Source organism: Vibrio sp. 2132-1, from assembly GCF_033344315.1.
Map to the genome: position 1 here is coordinate 255,469 of NZ_JAWPON010000006.1, position 17,710 is coordinate 273,178.

At 44.7% G+C, this 17,710-nt stretch carries 16 protein-coding genes; 2 read left to right on the top strand and 14 right to left on the bottom strand.

Annotated elements, in window-relative coordinates; all coding sequences use genetic code 11:
- Window positions 1-60 precede the first annotated feature (60 nt).
- A complete protein-coding gene (locus tag R8N47_RS08855) occupies window positions 61-1,632 on the bottom strand; it encodes a BCCT family transporter (protein ID WP_005376879.1) in 1,572 nt (523 codons plus the stop codon).
- 387 nt (window positions 1,633-2,019) lie between these two features.
- Here R8N47_RS08855 and R8N47_RS08860 point away from each other — a divergent pair, with 387 nt between their 5' ends.
- Window positions 2,020-2,496, top strand: coding sequence for a MarR family winged helix-turn-helix transcriptional regulator (locus R8N47_RS08860; RefSeq protein ID WP_005376877.1), 477 nt, complete (start codon window positions 2,020-2,022; stop codon window positions 2,494-2,496).
- 40 nt (window positions 2,497-2,536) lie between these two features.
- Here R8N47_RS08860 and R8N47_RS08865 read toward each other — a convergent pair whose 3' ends face one another.
- From R8N47_RS08865 to R8N47_RS08890, 6 genes are all read right to left on the bottom strand, one after another.
- Window positions 2,537-3,175 carry a response regulator gene (locus R8N47_RS08865; RefSeq protein ID WP_005376875.1) on the bottom strand — a complete coding sequence of 213 codons (639 nt, stop codon included), beginning with the start codon at window positions 3,173-3,175 and terminating at the stop codon, window positions 2,537-2,539.
- Complete coding sequence (locus R8N47_RS08870) at window positions 3,168-4,523, bottom strand: cache domain-containing protein (protein WP_005386831.1); 1,356 nt, start codon at window positions 4,521-4,523, stop codon at window positions 3,168-3,170. Before R8N47_RS08870 ends, R8N47_RS08865 begins: the two co-directional genes overlap by 8 nt.
- A gap of 151 nt (window positions 4,524-4,674) precedes the next feature.
- Window positions 4,675-5,961 (bottom strand): TRAP transporter large permease, encoded by a 1,287-nt coding sequence (locus R8N47_RS08875; RefSeq protein WP_064354123.1) that lies wholly within the window; start codon window positions 5,959-5,961, stop codon window positions 4,675-4,677.
- 12 nt (window positions 5,962-5,973) lie between these two features.
- Window positions 5,974-6,513: a TRAP transporter small permease subunit gene (locus R8N47_RS08880; RefSeq protein WP_005376869.1), complete on the bottom strand. Its 540-nt coding sequence runs from the start codon at window positions 6,511-6,513 to the stop codon at window positions 5,974-5,976.
- A gap of 115 nt (window positions 6,514-6,628) precedes the next feature.
- Window positions 6,629-7,720: a TRAP transporter substrate-binding protein gene (locus R8N47_RS08885; RefSeq protein ID WP_017636112.1), complete on the bottom strand. Its 1,092-nt coding sequence runs from the start codon at window positions 7,718-7,720 to the stop codon at window positions 6,629-6,631.
- Between the two features lie 414 nt (window positions 7,721-8,134).
- A complete protein-coding gene (locus R8N47_RS08890; RefSeq protein WP_005376863.1) occupies window positions 8,135-8,539 on the bottom strand; it encodes a hypothetical protein in 405 nt (134 codons plus the stop codon).
- Between the two features lie 273 nt (window positions 8,540-8,812).
- On the opposite strand from R8N47_RS08890, the gene R8N47_RS08895 reads away from it, so the two are divergent.
- Complete coding sequence (locus tag R8N47_RS08895) at window positions 8,813-9,478, top strand: DUF2982 domain-containing protein (protein ID WP_054577696.1); 666 nt, start codon at window positions 8,813-8,815, stop codon at window positions 9,476-9,478.
- A gap of 18 nt (window positions 9,479-9,496) precedes the next feature.
- Here the strand turns inward: R8N47_RS08895 and R8N47_RS08900 are convergent, their stop codons facing one another.
- The 7 genes from R8N47_RS08900 to R8N47_RS08930 form a co-directional block, all read right to left on the bottom strand.
- Window positions 9,497-10,153 (bottom strand): MBL fold metallo-hydrolase, encoded by a 657-nt coding sequence (locus R8N47_RS08900; RefSeq protein WP_005376855.1) that lies wholly within the window; start codon window positions 10,151-10,153, stop codon window positions 9,497-9,499.
- Window positions 10,154-10,282: 129 nt separating this feature from the next.
- Window positions 10,283-10,831, bottom strand: a complete 549-nt coding sequence (locus R8N47_RS08905; RefSeq protein WP_031778936.1) for a DUF882 domain-containing protein — start codon at window positions 10,829-10,831, stop codon at window positions 10,283-10,285.
- Window positions 10,832-10,997: 166 nt separating this feature from the next.
- Window positions 10,998-12,539 (bottom strand): L,D-transpeptidase family protein, encoded by a 1,542-nt coding sequence (locus R8N47_RS08910; RefSeq protein WP_064354124.1) that lies wholly within the window; start codon window positions 12,537-12,539, stop codon window positions 10,998-11,000.
- Window positions 12,540-12,692: 153 nt separating this feature from the next.
- Window positions 12,693-13,775, bottom strand: a complete 1,083-nt coding sequence (locus tag R8N47_RS08915) for a DUF1513 domain-containing protein (protein WP_158156647.1) — start codon at window positions 13,773-13,775, stop codon at window positions 12,693-12,695.
- Window positions 13,756-14,793: an imelysin family protein gene (locus tag R8N47_RS08920; RefSeq protein WP_064354126.1), complete on the bottom strand. Its 1,038-nt coding sequence runs from the start codon at window positions 14,791-14,793 to the stop codon at window positions 13,756-13,758. The genes R8N47_RS08915 and R8N47_RS08920 overlap by 20 nt, the downstream gene beginning before the upstream one ends.
- A gap of 10 nt (window positions 14,794-14,803) precedes the next feature.
- Window positions 14,804-16,186: a di-heme oxidoredictase family protein gene (locus R8N47_RS08925; protein ID WP_017636117.1), complete on the bottom strand. Its 1,383-nt coding sequence runs from the start codon at window positions 16,184-16,186 to the stop codon at window positions 14,804-14,806.
- A 92-nt stretch (window positions 16,187-16,278) separates the two neighbouring features.
- The gene (locus R8N47_RS08930) at window positions 16,279-17,541 is read right to left on the bottom strand and encodes an imelysin family protein (RefSeq protein WP_005376847.1); all 1,263 of its coding nucleotides are present in this window, start codon (window positions 17,539-17,541) and stop codon (window positions 16,279-16,281) included.
- Window positions 17,542-17,710: the final 169 nt, after the last annotated feature.

Here is a 17,710-nt window from a genome sequence, read left to right on the forward strand (position 1 = left end):
GCCAGCAAATCGCTGGCCTTTTGATTAATTGTTAGTCAGACGGTTTTATAAAATGCCGAATTACTGACGCTCAGTTCGCATACCCATCAATAAGCTCACACACATTGCAAGCAGAATGAAGGTAAATGGCAATGCTGTAGAAATGGCACCGGCCTGAAGAGCTTGAACCGCCTCGGAGCCACCAATCCATAGCAGAGCAACCGCAATTGCACCTTCCATGAATGCCCAGAAGACACGTTGAAGTACAGGAGCATCGACTTTACCACCTGCCGTGATACTGTCGATAACAAGTGAACCAGAGTCAGAAGACGTAATGAAGAACACAAGTACCAGAACAACAGCGATGATAGAAAGCATGCTACCAAATGGAAGAACATCAAACATTTGGAACATAGCAAGTGATACGTCAGTCAAGCCATTTGTGCCCAGCTCACCTACTTTATCAACAACTTGCTCGATCGCCAGACCACCAAATACAGACATCCAAACAACGGTAACCGCAGTTGGAACCAGTAGAACTGCTGTGATGAACTCGCGAACGGTACGACCACGAGAAACACGCGCGATGAACATGCCTACGAATGGCGACCATGAAATCCACCAAGCCCAGTAGAACACTGTCCAGCCTTGGAACCAAGCTTCGTCCGTACGACCAAACGGGTTACTTAGTGGGATGATATTCTCTACATATGCCATAAGTGTGGTTGGAATCGAACCTAGGCTCGCCGCCCAACCGATAAGACCAACAAGGAGAAGTAGCAAGAACGCCACAACCATGTTGATGTTACTAATGACTTTAACACCACCATCGATGCCGCGTACGACTGAAACAACAGCAAGTAAAGTCACCACGGTAATAACGACGATTTGCAGACCTAGGCCTGGCTCAACACCAAATACGTGATGAATACCACTTGCTGCTTGCTGCGCACCTAGACCTAGGGATGTAGCAAGACCAAATAAAGTCGCAAGCACAGCCAGAATGTCCACAATGTGGCCAGCCCAACCCCATGCACGATCACCCAGAAGTGGGTAGAAGATCGAACGCATAGATAGCGGTAAACCTTTGTTGTAGGCAAAGAATGCTAAAGAAAGTGCTACAACACCGTAAATTGCCCATGGGTGAAGGCCCCAGTGGAACATCGTTGCACCCAGTGCCAATCTCGCGGCTTCTGGTGTATTTGCCTCAACACCAAGTGGCGTTTCATACCAACCGGTGAAGTAAGCGACAGGTTCTGCAACACTCCAGAACATTAAACCGATACCCATACCAGCTGCAAATAGCATTGCAAGCCATGACATAAACGAGTAATCGGCAACAGCGTCTTTACCACCTAGTCGGATCTTACCCATTGGTGAGACGATAAGCGCCAAACAGAAAATAACGAAAATGTTACCTGCAATAATGAACAACCAATCGAATGAACCAATAATTTTCCACTTCAGCCCATCAAGTGCCGTCTTTGCGGTATGTGCATCTAGAACTAATGCAGCGACAAGAAACAGCGCAATTAAACCTGCACTAATACCAAAAACTGGGTTATGAACATCAAAACCCCATTTTTGAACGTTGTCCTGACCTACCGTATAGTCGGTACTATCGATACTGTACTTATCTATACCCTTTGTCATCGTTCCTCTCTATTTTTGTAGTGTTTTTACGTACCAAACAAAAAAATCTTTCGAACACGATACGTTTTGCATTCCGTGAAAGCGCAAGATCCTATCATTTGACACGTTTTTGTCTATCTTTTTGCTATTAAAAAATCCAATAACTTACTTTTCACTGTGTGGTTACGGCCTTTGATAGAACAAATCACTACTACAACAGTTAGACCACAAACATTTATTGCTATAATAATTTTAGCTCTTCTTATTTTGTCGAAAAGGCGCGACAAAATGGTATTGAGGACACGGCGTAAAATTGTAGAGGTAATTTTTGATTTCCCCCCTTTAAATAAGGGCGCATTTAAGTTAGTGTCGCCTCGATAAATGTTCCCTACAGACTGGATGAATAAATTGGAAAAGTACGAAGAAGTATTGGTCTCGATTCGTCAGATCATCCGCGCTATTGATTTACATTCTAAAAAGCTGAGCAAAGAGTCTGGATTGACTGCTCCACAGTTGATTTTGATGCGCGCTATCAATGACTTAGATAACGTGACGATTAAACAGTTGTCTAGCCACACTAACATGAGCCAAGCGACCGCAACGACCATTCTAGATAGACTAGAACGAGGCCAGTTTGTTGAGCGTCAGCGCAGTGTTCAAGACAAGCGTAAAGTGCATGCTGTACTTACGAGCAAGGGCCAAGAAGCCTTAAAACAAGCACCAACGCCGCTGCAAGAGCACTTCATTAATCGATTCCAAAAATTGGAAGAATGGGAGCAATCCCTTCTACTATCTTCCGTTCAACGCATCTCGACGATGATGAATGCAGAGGACATCGATGTTGCTCCAATGCTAGAGCTTGGTAGCATTACCAAAGCCGATTAGTTTCGCTCCCACGTGCTCGCTTTTTGCGGGCACTACTCTCCTACTCAGTCAACCCAGTTTCAAACGCATATTTTGCTAACTCTGCCGTCGAATGTAAGTCCAACTTGTGCTTAATGTTATGGCGATGCGTCTCTACCGTTCGATAACTAATATTGAGTAAAGTGGCGATTTTCTTGCTGCTGTTTCCTTGAGCAACTAATTTAAGTACCGCTTCTTCCCTGCGGCTGAGAGGATTCGTTTTTTGCGTGGCAGGCACCACTTCTTGGGTAAAGAGTGTTTGTGTGACGGATTCACAGAAATACGTCGAGCCTTGGTTCACCGTTTTTATTGCTTGCACCATTTTCTCGGCCGAGATTTCCTTGAGCATATATCCTACGGCACCAGCTTGCATGACCTTCATGATGTATTCGCGATTATCGTGCATGGTCAACATAAGTATTTTGCTCTCTGGACGCGCTTCTTTAATCACACCAGTCGCTTCAATACCGTTCATTATTGGCATGCTGATATCCATCAATATGACGTCCGGTTGCAAGTGCTTTGCGACCTCTATCGCTTCCAAGCCATTACTTGCTGTGCCCACCACTTCGATGTCAGGCTCTAACTCCAAACGAGCCATGAAGCCATCCAATACCACTTGATGATCATCGACAATCACTACACTAATCGGTTTATCCATAAACTATTTCATCCAAATTAAGCAGCACGGTAATCTCTGTTCCCAAGCCAAGCTCACTCATTAGCTCAAATTCACCACCGATGAACTCTACACGCTCTTGCATGTTCCTTAACCCAATCCCTTGTTGGTGCACTGCTTGGTTAACCACAAATCCAACGCCATCATCACGTATGAGTAATTGCAGCATATTGCCCATTTTTTGCAAAGTAACCGTTACTTTTTTCGCTCGCGCATGTTTTTCAATGTTATTCAAAGACTCCTGAGCGACGCGATATAGCGTCGTTGCGACTTCCGAAGTCAGTTTATGCTGCTGAGTATCGAAATTGCTCTCGATATCAATCCCGGAATGGGAATGAAAGTCCTGTAGCAAGGTCGTCAGTGCTGCTTCTAAACCGATATCATCGAGGGCGCTTGGACGGAGCTGATGAGAAATATGCCGCACCTCATTTATCGCGGTGACGAGCGATCGTTGTGATTTATCTAAGTGGGATTTGAGTTTTTCGTCTTCCAGTCTATGACTCATTAAGTCTAAATGACATTTACTGGAGACTAACAACTGATTGATTCCATCATGCAGTTCTCGCGCTAAATGCTTTTTCTCATCTTCTTGGAACATCACGGTTTTATGTGCCAATTCTTTCAGGTTCTTATCAGCGAGGCGATGCTCGTGCAGATTGATCGCCAAAGTGAGAACAATGATTACAGCAACGGTCACCGCTAAGATCACGACGACTGAGAAAAATGTCGTTTCGATATTTTTGTTCACTGCCGCGCGCATATTGGCGACTTCTCGGCTGACATCCTCAATATACAGCCCAGTCCCTATCATCCATTCCCACTTATCGAGCCATGCAGCGTAACTAAGCTTAGGGACGACTTCACCCGTAGATGGCTTTTGCCACAGGTACTGATGAAATCCACCACCGGATTGCGCTTGATACAATAAAGCTTCGATTAAGCGATCGCCATTTTCGTCTTCAAGATAGAGTAAGTTTTCCCCGACAAGCTCCGGAAGAACTGGGTGTACAAGGTTGGTACCATATTTATCATAAGCAAAAAAATAGCCGTCCGACCCATAACTCAAACGATTTAAAATCGCTTTCACACGCGTTTTGGCAACACTCTCTTCTAAAGTCGGATCGTTGTAGATGTAAGAAATGGAGTCAAAAGCGACGTCGACCGTATCTTTCAGCGCCGCTTCTTTTGATTGGATCAGGTTTTGATGAAAGATCTCTACCTCCCTTTTGCCAAGGGTCTTGGTTTGATAGATAGAGATCCAGCTGATACTCGCTGACACCAATACCACGGGTATCAGTGTCAGCAGAATTAACTTTGCTTTGAGAGGCATCCCTTCCCTCCATGAAACGCTGCCTTTACAGCTTACTATCTTAGCAGTACAAACGAATCGATTGTGTCTGCATAGACATAATTAACAGCTTAACAACTTGTCTCAAAAGGTAAAAACTCTCAGTTCACAAAATCTCTTTATTATCGAGTGATTAACTCATACCGTAAAAACCTGGGAAAAACAGCAAAGACGCCAACACAACAATCTGAATCGCGATGAACGGCATCACACCTTTGTAGATATCACGCGTAGTAACCCCTGCTGGAGCGACACCTTTTAGATAGAACAAACTAAAGCCAAATGGCGGTGTGAGGAACGACGTCTGCAAGTTCATCGCAATAAGAATCGCAAACCACGTCATATTAATGCCCATCAATTCAGCGACTGGCGCAATAATTGGCACGATGATAAAACAGATTTCAACGAAGTCGATAAAGAAACCTAAAATCAGAATCACCACCATGGTAATAATAAGGAATCCCCACTTTTCACCCGGCAGTTCTAACATCCACTCTTCAACTAAATAATCACCACCAGTGTAGGTAAATGCCATTGAGAAGGCGGTCGCACCAAGTAAGATCGCAAAGACCATTGCGGTTACTTTAACTGTCTCTTTTGATGCATCATAAATCATCGACCAACTAAACTGCTTATACAATAGCGATAAAATAATCGCACCTGCACCACCCAGTGCCGCTGACTCTGTTGGTGTTGCAATCCCTGCAAAGATGGAGCCCAATACCACGATGATCAATGCTAAAGGTGGCAATACAGCTTTCAGTGCGGCGAGCACTTCTTGTTTACGACTGATCGACTCATCGCGCTCTATCGCCTGTGCGGCTTGAGGGTTCAACTTCGCGTAGATGAGAATGTAGATCACATAGGCGCCAACAAGTGTAATACCGGGCCAGATCGCAGCTTGAAATAGGTCCCCTACCGGTACGCCAAGTACATCACCCAACAAGATCAACACGATAGAAGGTGGGATAATTTGGCCCAACGTGCCAGACGCACAAATAGTCCCACACGCTAAACCTTTGTCGTAATTGTACTTGAGCATCACAGGAAGAGATATTAAGCCCATCGCAACAACTGATGCGCCTACCACACCCGTTGAAGCTGCAAGCAATGCGCCAACTAACACGGTAGAAATAGCGATACCACCGCGAACGCCACCGAACAAACGCCCCATTGATTCTAGTAGCTGTTCAGCAAGCTTCGTTTTCTGTAGCACTAGCCCCATAAAAACGAACAGCGGTACGGCCATTAGCACCGTATTTTCCATAATGGACTGAATTCGATATGGCATAAAAGCAAACATCTCGATGCCTTCAGCCCAAACACCAAAAATCAGCGCGATACCACCAAAAGTAAAGGCAACGGGAAATCCCAATAGAAGCGCAAAGAGCGCAACAAAAAACATCACTATACCGATCATAATGACTTCCTTTTACGACTTACCGTTATTACCGGCATAGATGAGATGAGGGTTGACAATTTTGTTGATTGAATGAAGTAACAATCCAATACCACTCACCGCCATAAAGAAAAATGACAGCGGAATCATCGCTTTGATAATCCAACGATATGGTAAGCCACCTGGGTCACCAGACGTCTCGCCTAACGCGTAACTCTCCTTGGCGAAATCAATACCAAACCAAGCTACCAGTAGGCAAAAAGGGAATAAGAAAAATAGTGTGCCTATGATGTCGATGATGGATTGTGCTTTGTAAGATAAGCGTTCATAAAAAATGTCGACGCGAACATGGCCACCGGACTTAATTGCGTAAGGCACACCAAGCAAGAACACGGCAGAGAATAGATGCCATTCCATTTCTTGGAATGCGATAGACACATCATTAAACACGTAACGCATGACAACGTCGTACACAACGTTTGCTAACAACAAAATAAACAGGATGCTGGATAACCATCCGAGAAAATCGCTAAAGCGGTTAAATAATCGCTCAATATAAATAAGACTTCTCATTCCGAACTCCGTGGAACGTTTAGATGCGCTCCGCTATGGTGCGGAGCATTCATTATGAAGTTTTCTTGGGCTTCGATAGCAGGCTAAACCTCTTGGCATCGCCTGCTTCATAACGTTATTGTTGAGCTTGACTGTTTAAGTACGCTCGGTGCGAAATATCTGACCATGGTCGAACTTGATTCATATAGTTCGCTTGCGACTCTTGAATCTCTTTCGCCAAAGCATCTTTTTCTGCATGTTCTTTCAACAAACGATCGTTTGCTTCTCGCAACGCAGCTACGACTTCAGGTGGGAAATCTTTTACTTCAACATTTGGGTATTCAGACTTAATAGATGCCCAGTTTTTGCCGCTTTCGTGTTTCGATTGCGTGTACATATCGTAAGCGGCCGTTTTCATGGCTACTTGCAAAATCGCTTTTAGATCATCAGGTAGACGATTCCAGGTACGCTTGTTAACGAGGAACTGAAGCTCAGTCGCTGGCTCATGCCAACCTGTGTAGTAGTAAGGCGCGATTTTGTGGAAGCCCATACGTAGATCCAGCGATGGACCAACCCATTCCAAGGCATCAATTGTGCGACGCTCTAGAGAAGTATATAGCTCACCAGGGGCGATATTCGTTGGCTTGGCACCTAACTCAGCCAAAATCTCACCAGCAAACCCTGGGATACGCATTTTCAAACCCTGTAAGTCCTCGACGGACTTGATCTCTTTTTGGAACCACCCGCCCATCTGAGTATCGGTATTACCGCCAGGGAAAGACATCAAGTTATGTGGAGAGTACACTTTTTCCATCAGCTCCATACCACCGCCGTAGTAAAACCATGCATACTGCTCAGTTGGCAACATACCGAAGGGCATAGAAGTGAAGTAAAGTGTGTTTGGAACCTTACCCTTCCAGTAATAAGACGCTGAGTGACCCATGTCATACTGACCCGACTTAACCATATCAAACACCCCAAAAGGCGCTTTATGCTTGTTTGCGGAATCAATGCGGATTTGCAAACGTCCGTTGGACATCTCTTCCGCCATTTTGGCCATGTTTTTTGTGGTATCACCAAAAATTGGGAAATTAGGCCCCCAAGTTTCAGCAAGCTTTAAACGATAGACTTTTTCAGCAGCGTTTACAGAAGTCGCTGCGAGTGCCATCGCGGCAGCGACAGCGGTTGTTTTGAGCACTCGTTTTAAAGATTTTTGGATTAGACTCATCGTTCACGTCCTTTATCACCAAGGTTATTGTTGTCATCCATTTCATTAGGATTGGCTGTATTCGGTATAAAAGATGTAACAATGTTGTCTAATGCGAAATGGGCATGAACACGGAAGCGAGTAATTCATCAATAAGGCATTAGCCTAAGGTATTACGTACAAGTACGTAGGAAAACCGTCATGACAAAAGACTAATAATAGCAAAATCAATAAATTATATTTTTATCTATGAATAAAAATAAAAGACAATACTTACGTATTTTTCTGCCAAAAAATTTACATAGTATTTAAGAAAATGTGACAAACCACTTATTGGTAGTGTTAAAGTCAGTACTTAATGCATTATTTCCAATACCAATATAAAAAAATACCTCGGCATCGGCCGAGGTATTCAATCTAGAACGGTAGCGGTAATTAAACTGCTTTGTAGATAACTTTATTACCTGCTAACTGCTCTTTTTGAACTAGGTTTTCTTCAAGAAGCTTCTTTAGTGCGCCAGTAGCCCATGATGCCGCTTTAGTATCTTCTTGACCTGCAGCTAGACCGATGCCTTTAGGGTTAATACCTTCAGCATTCGCCATAACGATGTCTAATACTTGTTGTTGCTTAGGAGTAAGGGCAACATCAACTGTTTTCACTGCAGCTACTTTTTTATCAGCTACTACTTTCTCCGCAACAGCTTTTTCAGCAACAGAAGGTGCTACTGCTTTTTCCGCAACAGGCTTCACTGCTTTAGGTGCTGCAGCTAAGTTTGCTACTGTCGCTTTAATGCGTTTTTGCAGTTTCATCTGCACTTTACGCTTATGAGCAAGTCTCATTGAATATTTCTCCAGTTCACTGCATCTCAGCAGGGATGAAAATTTGAAGCGCGTTTTATACCAAAATTCACAAGCAATTTGTAGGTTTTAGCGGCGAAACGCGATGAAAAATGCGCTCAAAGCATAGAACGTCTACTATTTAATCAGATATTTTATGAACGGATTTATTGAATACTGGGTATAAAAACAGAGGTTTGTTTTATTTTAAATGCAAATCAATGCACATAAAACTGCCCACTCATTTTTGAACAAGTATTCGATGAGGTTATAAGCATGGAAACGCTGCACCTAACAAATTCACATTTCAAACCCGACTCCCCTATCAACAGAATACTTTTGTTGCTCGTTGCACTCATCACTTTGTTTTTGGTTGCCATTTCTCCGGGATGGAAGCAAGCCATGTTGTCGGTCATTTTGATGTCTGCAATCGTTGGTTTCGCCATCTTGATGATTAAGAAAAGCCAAGTCACTTTTACGCTGACAGCTTCTCACTTTCAGCAACACCTTTTTAAAGGAGGTTGGGTCGTCAGATGGCGAAATATTGAGTCAATCGGTATTTGTAGCTACCAACAGGAAGGGTGGCACCAACCGCTACCTTGGATCGGTATTCGTCTAAAACACTACTCACCCTACTTAAATTCAATCTGCCCTCGTATAGCGACAGAAATTCTCCTCAGCCAGCGAGCACTGCTTTACTTAGGCGCAAAACAAAATCAGTGTGAAGATAAGTTTGAGGATATGGTGCTTGACCCTAAACCGTATATAAACAGAAATGGGATTGAGTACAAAGGTTTGTTAGCGATGCTCGCCAACCGGATGAAGTATCAGAGAGGCTTTTATGGCTATGATCTATTTATATCAGCAAGTGATCTAGATCGTGAGGCTGAGGATTTTGTGGGACTGACTCGGCGATACTTAGCTGCCGCCGAGCCAGAATAATGCTTAGTACACGCACTTTTAGTAAAGCGGCATCTCGTCAGCAACGAACGGGTTAGTTTTACGCTCATGACCGAAAGTCGATTGAGGGCCGTGACCAGGGACAAACGTGACATCATTGCCTAAAGGCCACAATTTCTCTTTGATAGAACTAATCAACGTATTGAAATCACCTTGTGGGAAGTCAGTTCGACCAATGCTACCGTTAAACAAAACGTCACCCACAAACGCTAAACGCGCTTCTTCACTGTAAAGCACAACGTGACCAGGTGTATGACCAGGTGTGTGGAATACATTCAGCACTTGATTACCAAAAGTGACAGTGTCACCCTCATTTAGCCATTGGTGCGGTTCAAACGCTTCTGTCAGCGGGAAACCAAACATTTGGCTCTGACCTTCCAAACCTTGCAACCAGAAGTTATCTGCCTTGTGAGGGCCAACAATCTCTGTACCGCCAAGCAGTGCAGACAGCGGCTCCGTGCCACCTACGTGGTCCAAGTGACCGTGTGTTAGCACTAGGTTTACCACGTCAACACCCAGCTCTTTGATAAGCATAGCGAGCTGCTTTTCATCGCCGCCTGGGTCAACCACAATACCTTTCATGGTTTCGTCACACCAGACAATAGAACAGTTTTGAGAGAAAGATGTTACTGGAACAACTTGGTATTTCAGAGCCATAGATAACCTATACCGAATAAATTTGCGTGAAAACTGCCGCAACTATGACACTAAGGCCTAGCGACTTCAAGCTTTGAACTGTGGGTAATCGACGACGTTCTGAGACTAGAAACCTTGTCTCAACTGGCACTACCAGGAACGAACAGCACCCGTATCGATATGAACAAAGTTACTACCTGGATAATAACCCACGCCACCGGCTTTTAGGCTTAATGCAGCATCACGAACCGTTGAAAGCTTCACGCCATCTAAACGGAAATCAATGGCCTTTCCTTCCATGTGCATGCTCTTTTTCGCTACACGAGAAGACCCGTTGCGCAGCGAGGCGTTAGTGGCAGGAGAACGGTAACCTGAAATGACGATCACCTCTGCTTCTGTACCAATTAACTTTTGAATTTGACTTATTTGATCGAACAAGCGTCTATCCATGGGATGAACCTCATTTCGTCGATGGTCTCGACAAAACTCATTCAGCCTTTGAAGTTCATCATTAATGTATCGTTTTCCATCGAAATAGCATGTTTCGAGGATCTCTCCAGTATTAAGATTGTTCATCGCCAGCGCACGTGGCTCGTCAGGGAGTGAAGCCCAAGAAAATGATGGCAGGGCAGACGCCAACACCACACCACCAGCGGTCATTTTAAGGAAATCTCGGCGGGAAAAGTTACGACTTACCATTTCAAAATACAGTGCTCAACAACTAGACAAGTCGTGGACATTAACCAAACACATTTGTCACGTCAAATGCATAAAACGCTCCATCTTGATTTTCAGATGCAGTAATTATTGCTTAATTATTGAACGAAAAGAGAATTCTTCGTTTTGTAAATTTTCCTTAAAGATTTCAACTGCGGTGATCGTACTTATAGATATCATCACGGTAGTAAAGCGTTCCCTCTTCCAACCATGCTGTTTGATAAATGATGTGTACTTGAATGCGCTCTCCCAAAGGAACTGACGTGTTAGACCGACGAGAACTTTCTCGCTTTTTCGCTAAACGTTCTTCCAACCCCTGAGTTTTGAACAGAAGTTCTGCTAACTGGTCTGCATGTTCTACACGAACACATCCTGAGCTGAATGCGCGTCTGTCCTGTTCAAACAAGTTCTTACTTGGCGTGTCATGCAAATAAATAGCTTGTGGGTTAGGCATATTGAACTTGTACAATCCCAGTGCATTTTGTAAGCCCGACGCCTGTCGCATACGATAAGGAAATGTTCTCGGATTCACCGTTGCCCAATTGATGGTTGTAGGGTCAATAATTTCGTTCGAAGTCCAAGACCGAATGATTTGAATGTTATGGTTAATCAAATACATCGGATTACGTTTTACTTTAGGAATAATGTCTTTAACCATGATAGTCCAAGGCACGTTCCAAGTTGGGTTGAGAATAACTGAATCCAGTGCTACCGACATGATGGGCGTTTTTCTTGATGCTCTCCCTACCACAACTTTAGACTCAAACAAGGGTTGACCGTCATGCCAATACGTGACTTCGTATCCAGGCACGTTAACAAAGACAACATTATCCCTTTCTTTCGACCAAATTCTTGAACGCTCAGAATTCAACGCCAACAGATGCAATCGCTCTTGAGGAGAAAAGTTGATCCATCGAATGGTATTCGGGCCGATAACGCCATCTTCTTTCAAACCATGAATACGCTGGAACTCTTTTATCGCAAGCTCTAATTGTTCGTCATATTCTTCAGTGACTAAATCCAAGTAAGAAACATCTACGCCTACTATCTCCATTCGCTCAATCAATAGGGGTCTGTTTTCTAATATATCGCCAACACGTGCTAGCCCAGTTTGTTGATAGGCAGGATATTGGTACTGAGAATGTTCCGATAGCGAAGAATAGGCGGAGTAGAAAGCATCATCTGTTTGTAATGGAGACCGGAGACTTGCCAAAAACTGACCAAGTTTGCCAACCGTAATCTCATTACTCAAAATCGATAAAGTATCGATGCTAGGAGCGGGTAACGTAACATGGGCTTTGTCTGTAAATAGCCAATTAATCCCTTCTTCGGGGAGTTGCTCAAGATAACTAAGGTACATCAAGAGTGAGTCTGTCATCACTAAATCGAAGTCGAGATTATCTCCCTGCCACCTTACTTGGTTTATCCGGTGAAGTTGATTTTCGAATTCGTCGGTGACATCCGCAAGAGCAACCAGGTTTACTTGAAAAAGAAACTGCTCAATATCACTTTCATTTTCCCAGTTCAAACGGTAATTGGTGCTTTGATACAGTTGATCAATCACCTCTGGATAATGGATCATTTTTTCTACAGACAGCTTTTGTACCGCTCCCTCTTGCTCGACTTGCGCTGAAGCTTCGAGAGAAACGACGGTGGAAAAGCTGCAAAACGGCACCAGAAGTGCCGTCATGATTAAAACCCTAGCAAACACTGAAATGATCCTTGCGCTACTTGCCATAATAAAAAGTATGGCAAATATCTCACAACTTGCAGGTTTAAAATTAAGAATCTGATGCCGAAAACGACAACAAAACCCTCTATAAGTAATTACTCAATGATCTTTCTAGATAATTCTCGACCAATGGTTGTCCCATTGTACTCCGCTTGCGAAGGTACTTTTTGACGCTTCGGGCTTTTGCTCTACCACTTTTCCCGCACCAGAGCTGACTCGGAACTCATCGCCATAGACCACAACACCAGAAGCGTCTGGTAACGCACTTAGCTCTACCAATTTGCCAGTAGATTTAGACCATATACCATAACAACTGCCCGGAGGCGAAGTGGCTAAGATCCATTCATCGGTTGCTGCAATACTCGCAACGTAATGATTGAAACGCGCCCACTCTTCAGGCTCAGCTTGAAGATCTTGCATTTCACCACCACGCGTGTGCATGGCGATCAAGGCTGGATACTCGTCCGGCTCACCACGATATTGCTGACCACAAAGCACGGTTTCCGCACCATCATGGGCTAAGTGGCGAATACTCAACTTATGATCCGGTAAAGACACTTGATCCAATAGCTCCCCTTCCTGTGAAAGGTAACTCAGGCTAGGTCTCATGCTATCAAGATTGAGAGGTTCACGACCGTTGGTGTGTACGCCACCGACGCCAATCGCTAATGCGCCATCAGGCATCATGATCACTTCATGAGGACCAAGACCAAAACCCGTTAACTCATCGATCTTTTGATATTGCTTCTGCACATCATAAACACCAATGATCCCACGGCTTGTCCCCCTCTCCCCTTCTGTGGCAAATAGTAATGTGCCGTCATGGGAGTAAACACCATGTCCGTAAAAATGACGATTTGGCGTTGCTAGTTGCAGTTTGATCATCTGCTCTGAGCGATAATCAAACACCATGAAGAAAGTACCAGGTCGACGACCAAAAACTACGGCGTGGCCTTGTTGGTTGGTTGCTACACCGTGACCACGCTCAGGAATCGGCAATGAAGATAGCGGCATACCATGCTCATCCGCCACCACCGCTGCGAATTTATCTCGACCAATGATAGAACAGCCGATCAACGCAGGTTCACGTGAGCTTGTTGAAGCACAACCAAATGGCATCATAGGTATAGCCGCCCCGAATAGAGCGGCTTTCAGCAAGGTTCGGCGGGTTTGATCAGTCACCATCGGTTGCATTAAATCCTATAACTACGCCAAGCTCGATCGCCACTTCTTCGTGAATCAGGTACTTCAATTGCTCTAGCTTATTGTATTGAGAGAGCACCATGCGATAGCCTTCTTTTGTTTGTAGTGCAGCAAACAAGCTCTTATCTTCTGGCCAAGTTTCTAACGCCATTTCAAACTGATGAACAACACGGTCTGCGAGATCTGCATGGCCTTGCTCTCTAAGTAGCGCATCTAAACCATTTCCGTTAGCAAAGTACAACGCTTCCATCCCTTGAAGGTTGGCTTTTAGGTTTGAAAGCGAAGTTTCTGAACGCCATGACTCTGAGAAATACGGGCGAGGCTTACCAATCTTCGCTAGCGGTCGGCTCAACTTCTTCATGCTGTATTCAAGCTGATTCGAGAGCAGTGAAATGTACTCAGACTCCCACTCCGTCATCTCTAGCGATTTCCAAGGGTTCTCTGCCCAAGAATCCGCGATGATCTGCGCTTTGTTATCGAGGTTTTCTGCAATCGCTACGCCTGTCACACAGGTATTGCTGTTGCTAGATAAGGTCGACGCTTTATCGTAAAGCAGCCATTCCAGAGCCCCTAAACCTTGCACGGTGACACTTTGGGTGGAGATATCTTCTGCACTCCAAGCTTGGTCAGATTTCGTCAATACAGACATTTTACGACCAGTAGTGTTCTTTTTATCTGGCCAAAACTGAACATTCCAGCTTTGCTCCAGCGCCGTAGCAGGGCCACGTTCTTGACCTTGTAATGCCATCCACGCAAGCATCGTTTGATGCCACTGCTGTTTTACTTGTGCATCATCTTTCGACTCTGATGCGCAGTAATCTGCGAAGCGTTGTTCAAGTTCTGTGGTTTGCGCTAAAAACGTCTGAGCTGATTGAAACTCGACCTCGTACACGCTTTGAGAAATATGACTTGTACTCTCAGGCTTGGCAGAGCTCGAAACGATGGTCGATTGGCAACCAACCAAACTTAACGTTGCGGCAATCGCACTCACTAATAGTGTTTTTTTCATGGTTGCTTCCTTATAGAGAATTCAGAAACGCAATCAATGCGTCACGTTCTTTTTTGTTCAGTGCTAAGACGTTTTGTTTCGCCGTTTCAGCTTCGCCGCCGTGCCACAACACCGCTTCCATCAGGTTACGAGCGCGGCCATCATGTAGAAAGTAAGTGTGTCCGTTTACTTCTTCGGTATAACCAATGCCCCATAGCGGTGCTGTTCGCCACTCGCGGCCGTTTGCTTGATATTCCGGACGGTTATCGGCTAAGCCTTCACCCATGTCATGCAAAAGCATGTCGGTGTATGGGTGGATAAGCTGCTCAGAAAGCGCTGGTAACTCTGGTCGTTTCGCCGTTTTAACACTGGTCTTGTGGCAGCTTTCACAGCCAGACGCAGCAAAGATTTGCTGACCAAGTTTCACGTTAGGGTCATTGACATTACGGCGAATAGGTACAGCTAAGTGCTGGCTGTAAAACTCTACGAAATCGAGAATATTTTCACTCACTTCTGGTTTGCCGCCATTTGGCATGTCGTCACAAATGCTTTGTTTCGAGGTACAGTTTTCATTTGGGAATAAATGGCTCGTAAGACCCACATCACCATTAAATGCTGCTGCATTTTGCTGCATTAGCGTCGGTTGTCCTGCTTTCCAGCCAAAACGACCAATCGAGAAATTGTCCCTCTCAATATCCCACACTTTATTTACTTTGCCTGAGATACCGTCTTTGTCGGCATCTTGTTCATCAGCCCAAGCAAGTAGCGTTTCGTCGGGAATACTCTCTAACAAACCAAGGCCGATCATTGGCGGTGCCACGCGTGCTGAGAACTCGGTATCAGGGTGCATATCGCCGTAACCCAGATCGGTAATGTTCAAATGAGGTTTTCTTAGCGTCACCGTCGTACCGTCTTTAAATTTCACTGGGACATCGGTGTAAGTGATTTCGATTTTGCCTTCTGGCGTTTGATCTTGCAGAGCGAAATCTTGAAGCTGACCACCATAAGTCGGCTCAGGTATGCCACCGTCTTTGATGTAGGCTTTCTTTTGTTCTGGCGTCATCGCAGGAATGCTTAAGCGCACTAACATAGACACGGCATGTAAATCATCTTTCTCTGGCGGATGACCACGACCGTCTTTGATGTGACAGTTCTGACAACCATTGGTGTTAAAAAGCGGACCTAGGCCATCACGAGCGTCTGTTGACGCTGGCGCTTGTACCCAAGGGTTGCGGAAAAAGCTGTTACCGACGCTAAAATCGAGGCGTTTGCTCATTGGCAAGTTAGCAGCAGGAAGAGAATAGGCATTCGCGCCGTCTTTTTTAACACTGGTTTTGCCACCAGACTTAACATCATAAGCCATGGCAGAAGAAGAAAGGATCGCGGCTAGCGCAGAAATTAGGTATGGCTTCATATCATTGCTCTACATAGACAACAAGGGTGATAACAACGAGCTCAAACGTCAAAAGGGCTCACAAAGAGCCCTTATTTATTATGGTTTTCTTATTAAAACTCGTGGTCAGCAGTATCAGGGCTTAGGCTGTCGATGCCGACAATGCTTGCCGCGCGCTCAATCGCACCGGTTTGTGCTACCAACGACATGATGGTGTCGTTTACTAGCGCGTTGCCTTGTGCGTTACCCGCTGCAATAAGTTGGTCAAAGTGCTGGTTGTTCTTCTCTGCAGAAGTCACTAGCTCACCAACTTGGCTACGTGTTGTATCAAACTGCTTTTGAATTTCGGTCGCTGCTTTCTTGTCTTTTTGAGCAACAAGGTCAGCGATACTTGGACCAGATAGCTCTTTGCCGTTTACACCTTTGTATGTACCTGTGTAAACGTTGTAGATGCCTTGCTCATTGTAGTAGTGAGAGTTGTGCGTGTTGTCTGAGAAACAATCGTGCTCGTCTTCAGTTGAGTTCGCTTCTAGTGCCACCTTCATGCGCTCGCCCGCTAGCTCACCTAGAGAAAGAGAACCCATGCCGAATAGCATCTTACGAAGACCATTGTCCGCTGAGTCGTTCAGTAGCTCTTCACGGTAGTTACCTTTTACTTCAGCAGACCACTGCTTTTCCATCCACTCAAGGTCTTGAACCAGTAGATCAGCGGCTGCTTTTAGGTACTCTCCACGACGATCACAATGGCCATTCGTACACTCAGAACCCACAACGAAATCAGTGTAAGCGCGTTGACCTGCGCCTGCGTTAGTGCCGTTTAGGTCTTGACCCCAAAGCAAGAATTCAATCGCGTGGTAACCTGACGCAACGTTTGCCTCAGAACCACCTACTTCGTTTAAATCTGCTAGTAATTCTGGCGTAATCTTTGAAACGTCCAGTTTAGAAGCACCAATCTGTAAGCTAGTGTTTGCGATGATGTTTGCAGCCGCGCCTTCGTTACCCAATTCGTATTGGTAATCAGCCGCTACGTAGTCGATCAGACCTTCATCAAGTGGCCATGCGTTTAACTGACCTTCCCAATCGTCAACAATCGCGTTACCAAAACGGAAAACTTCAGACTGTTGGTAAGGAACGCGAGAATCGAGCCAAGCTTGTTTTACTTCTTCAAGCTTTTTCGCTGATGGTGATTGTAGAAATTCGTCGATTTTTACGTCAAGCGCTTTCGCTGTTGTTACTGAATCAGCAAACACAGCATGGGCAACGTCTGCGTAATGTTCGACTACTTGTTGTTTAGTTACTGTGGCAGCAACGGTAGAACCACTGGCAATGAGGAGTGATGCAGCAATAGATTGGACTAAAACTTTTTTTGCATTCATCTGAAGCATCCTTGTTGAGCTTTTCAATTATCGTATTGGTAGTGCTAATTATTCTTATTTGCACTTTAGTCTCGAGATAATACAAATTTACAATTTATTTGCAACTCCAGATACAAAAAAACCTCATAAAAATGAGGTTTTTCACAGGCTTTATTGTCAGTTTTATCTT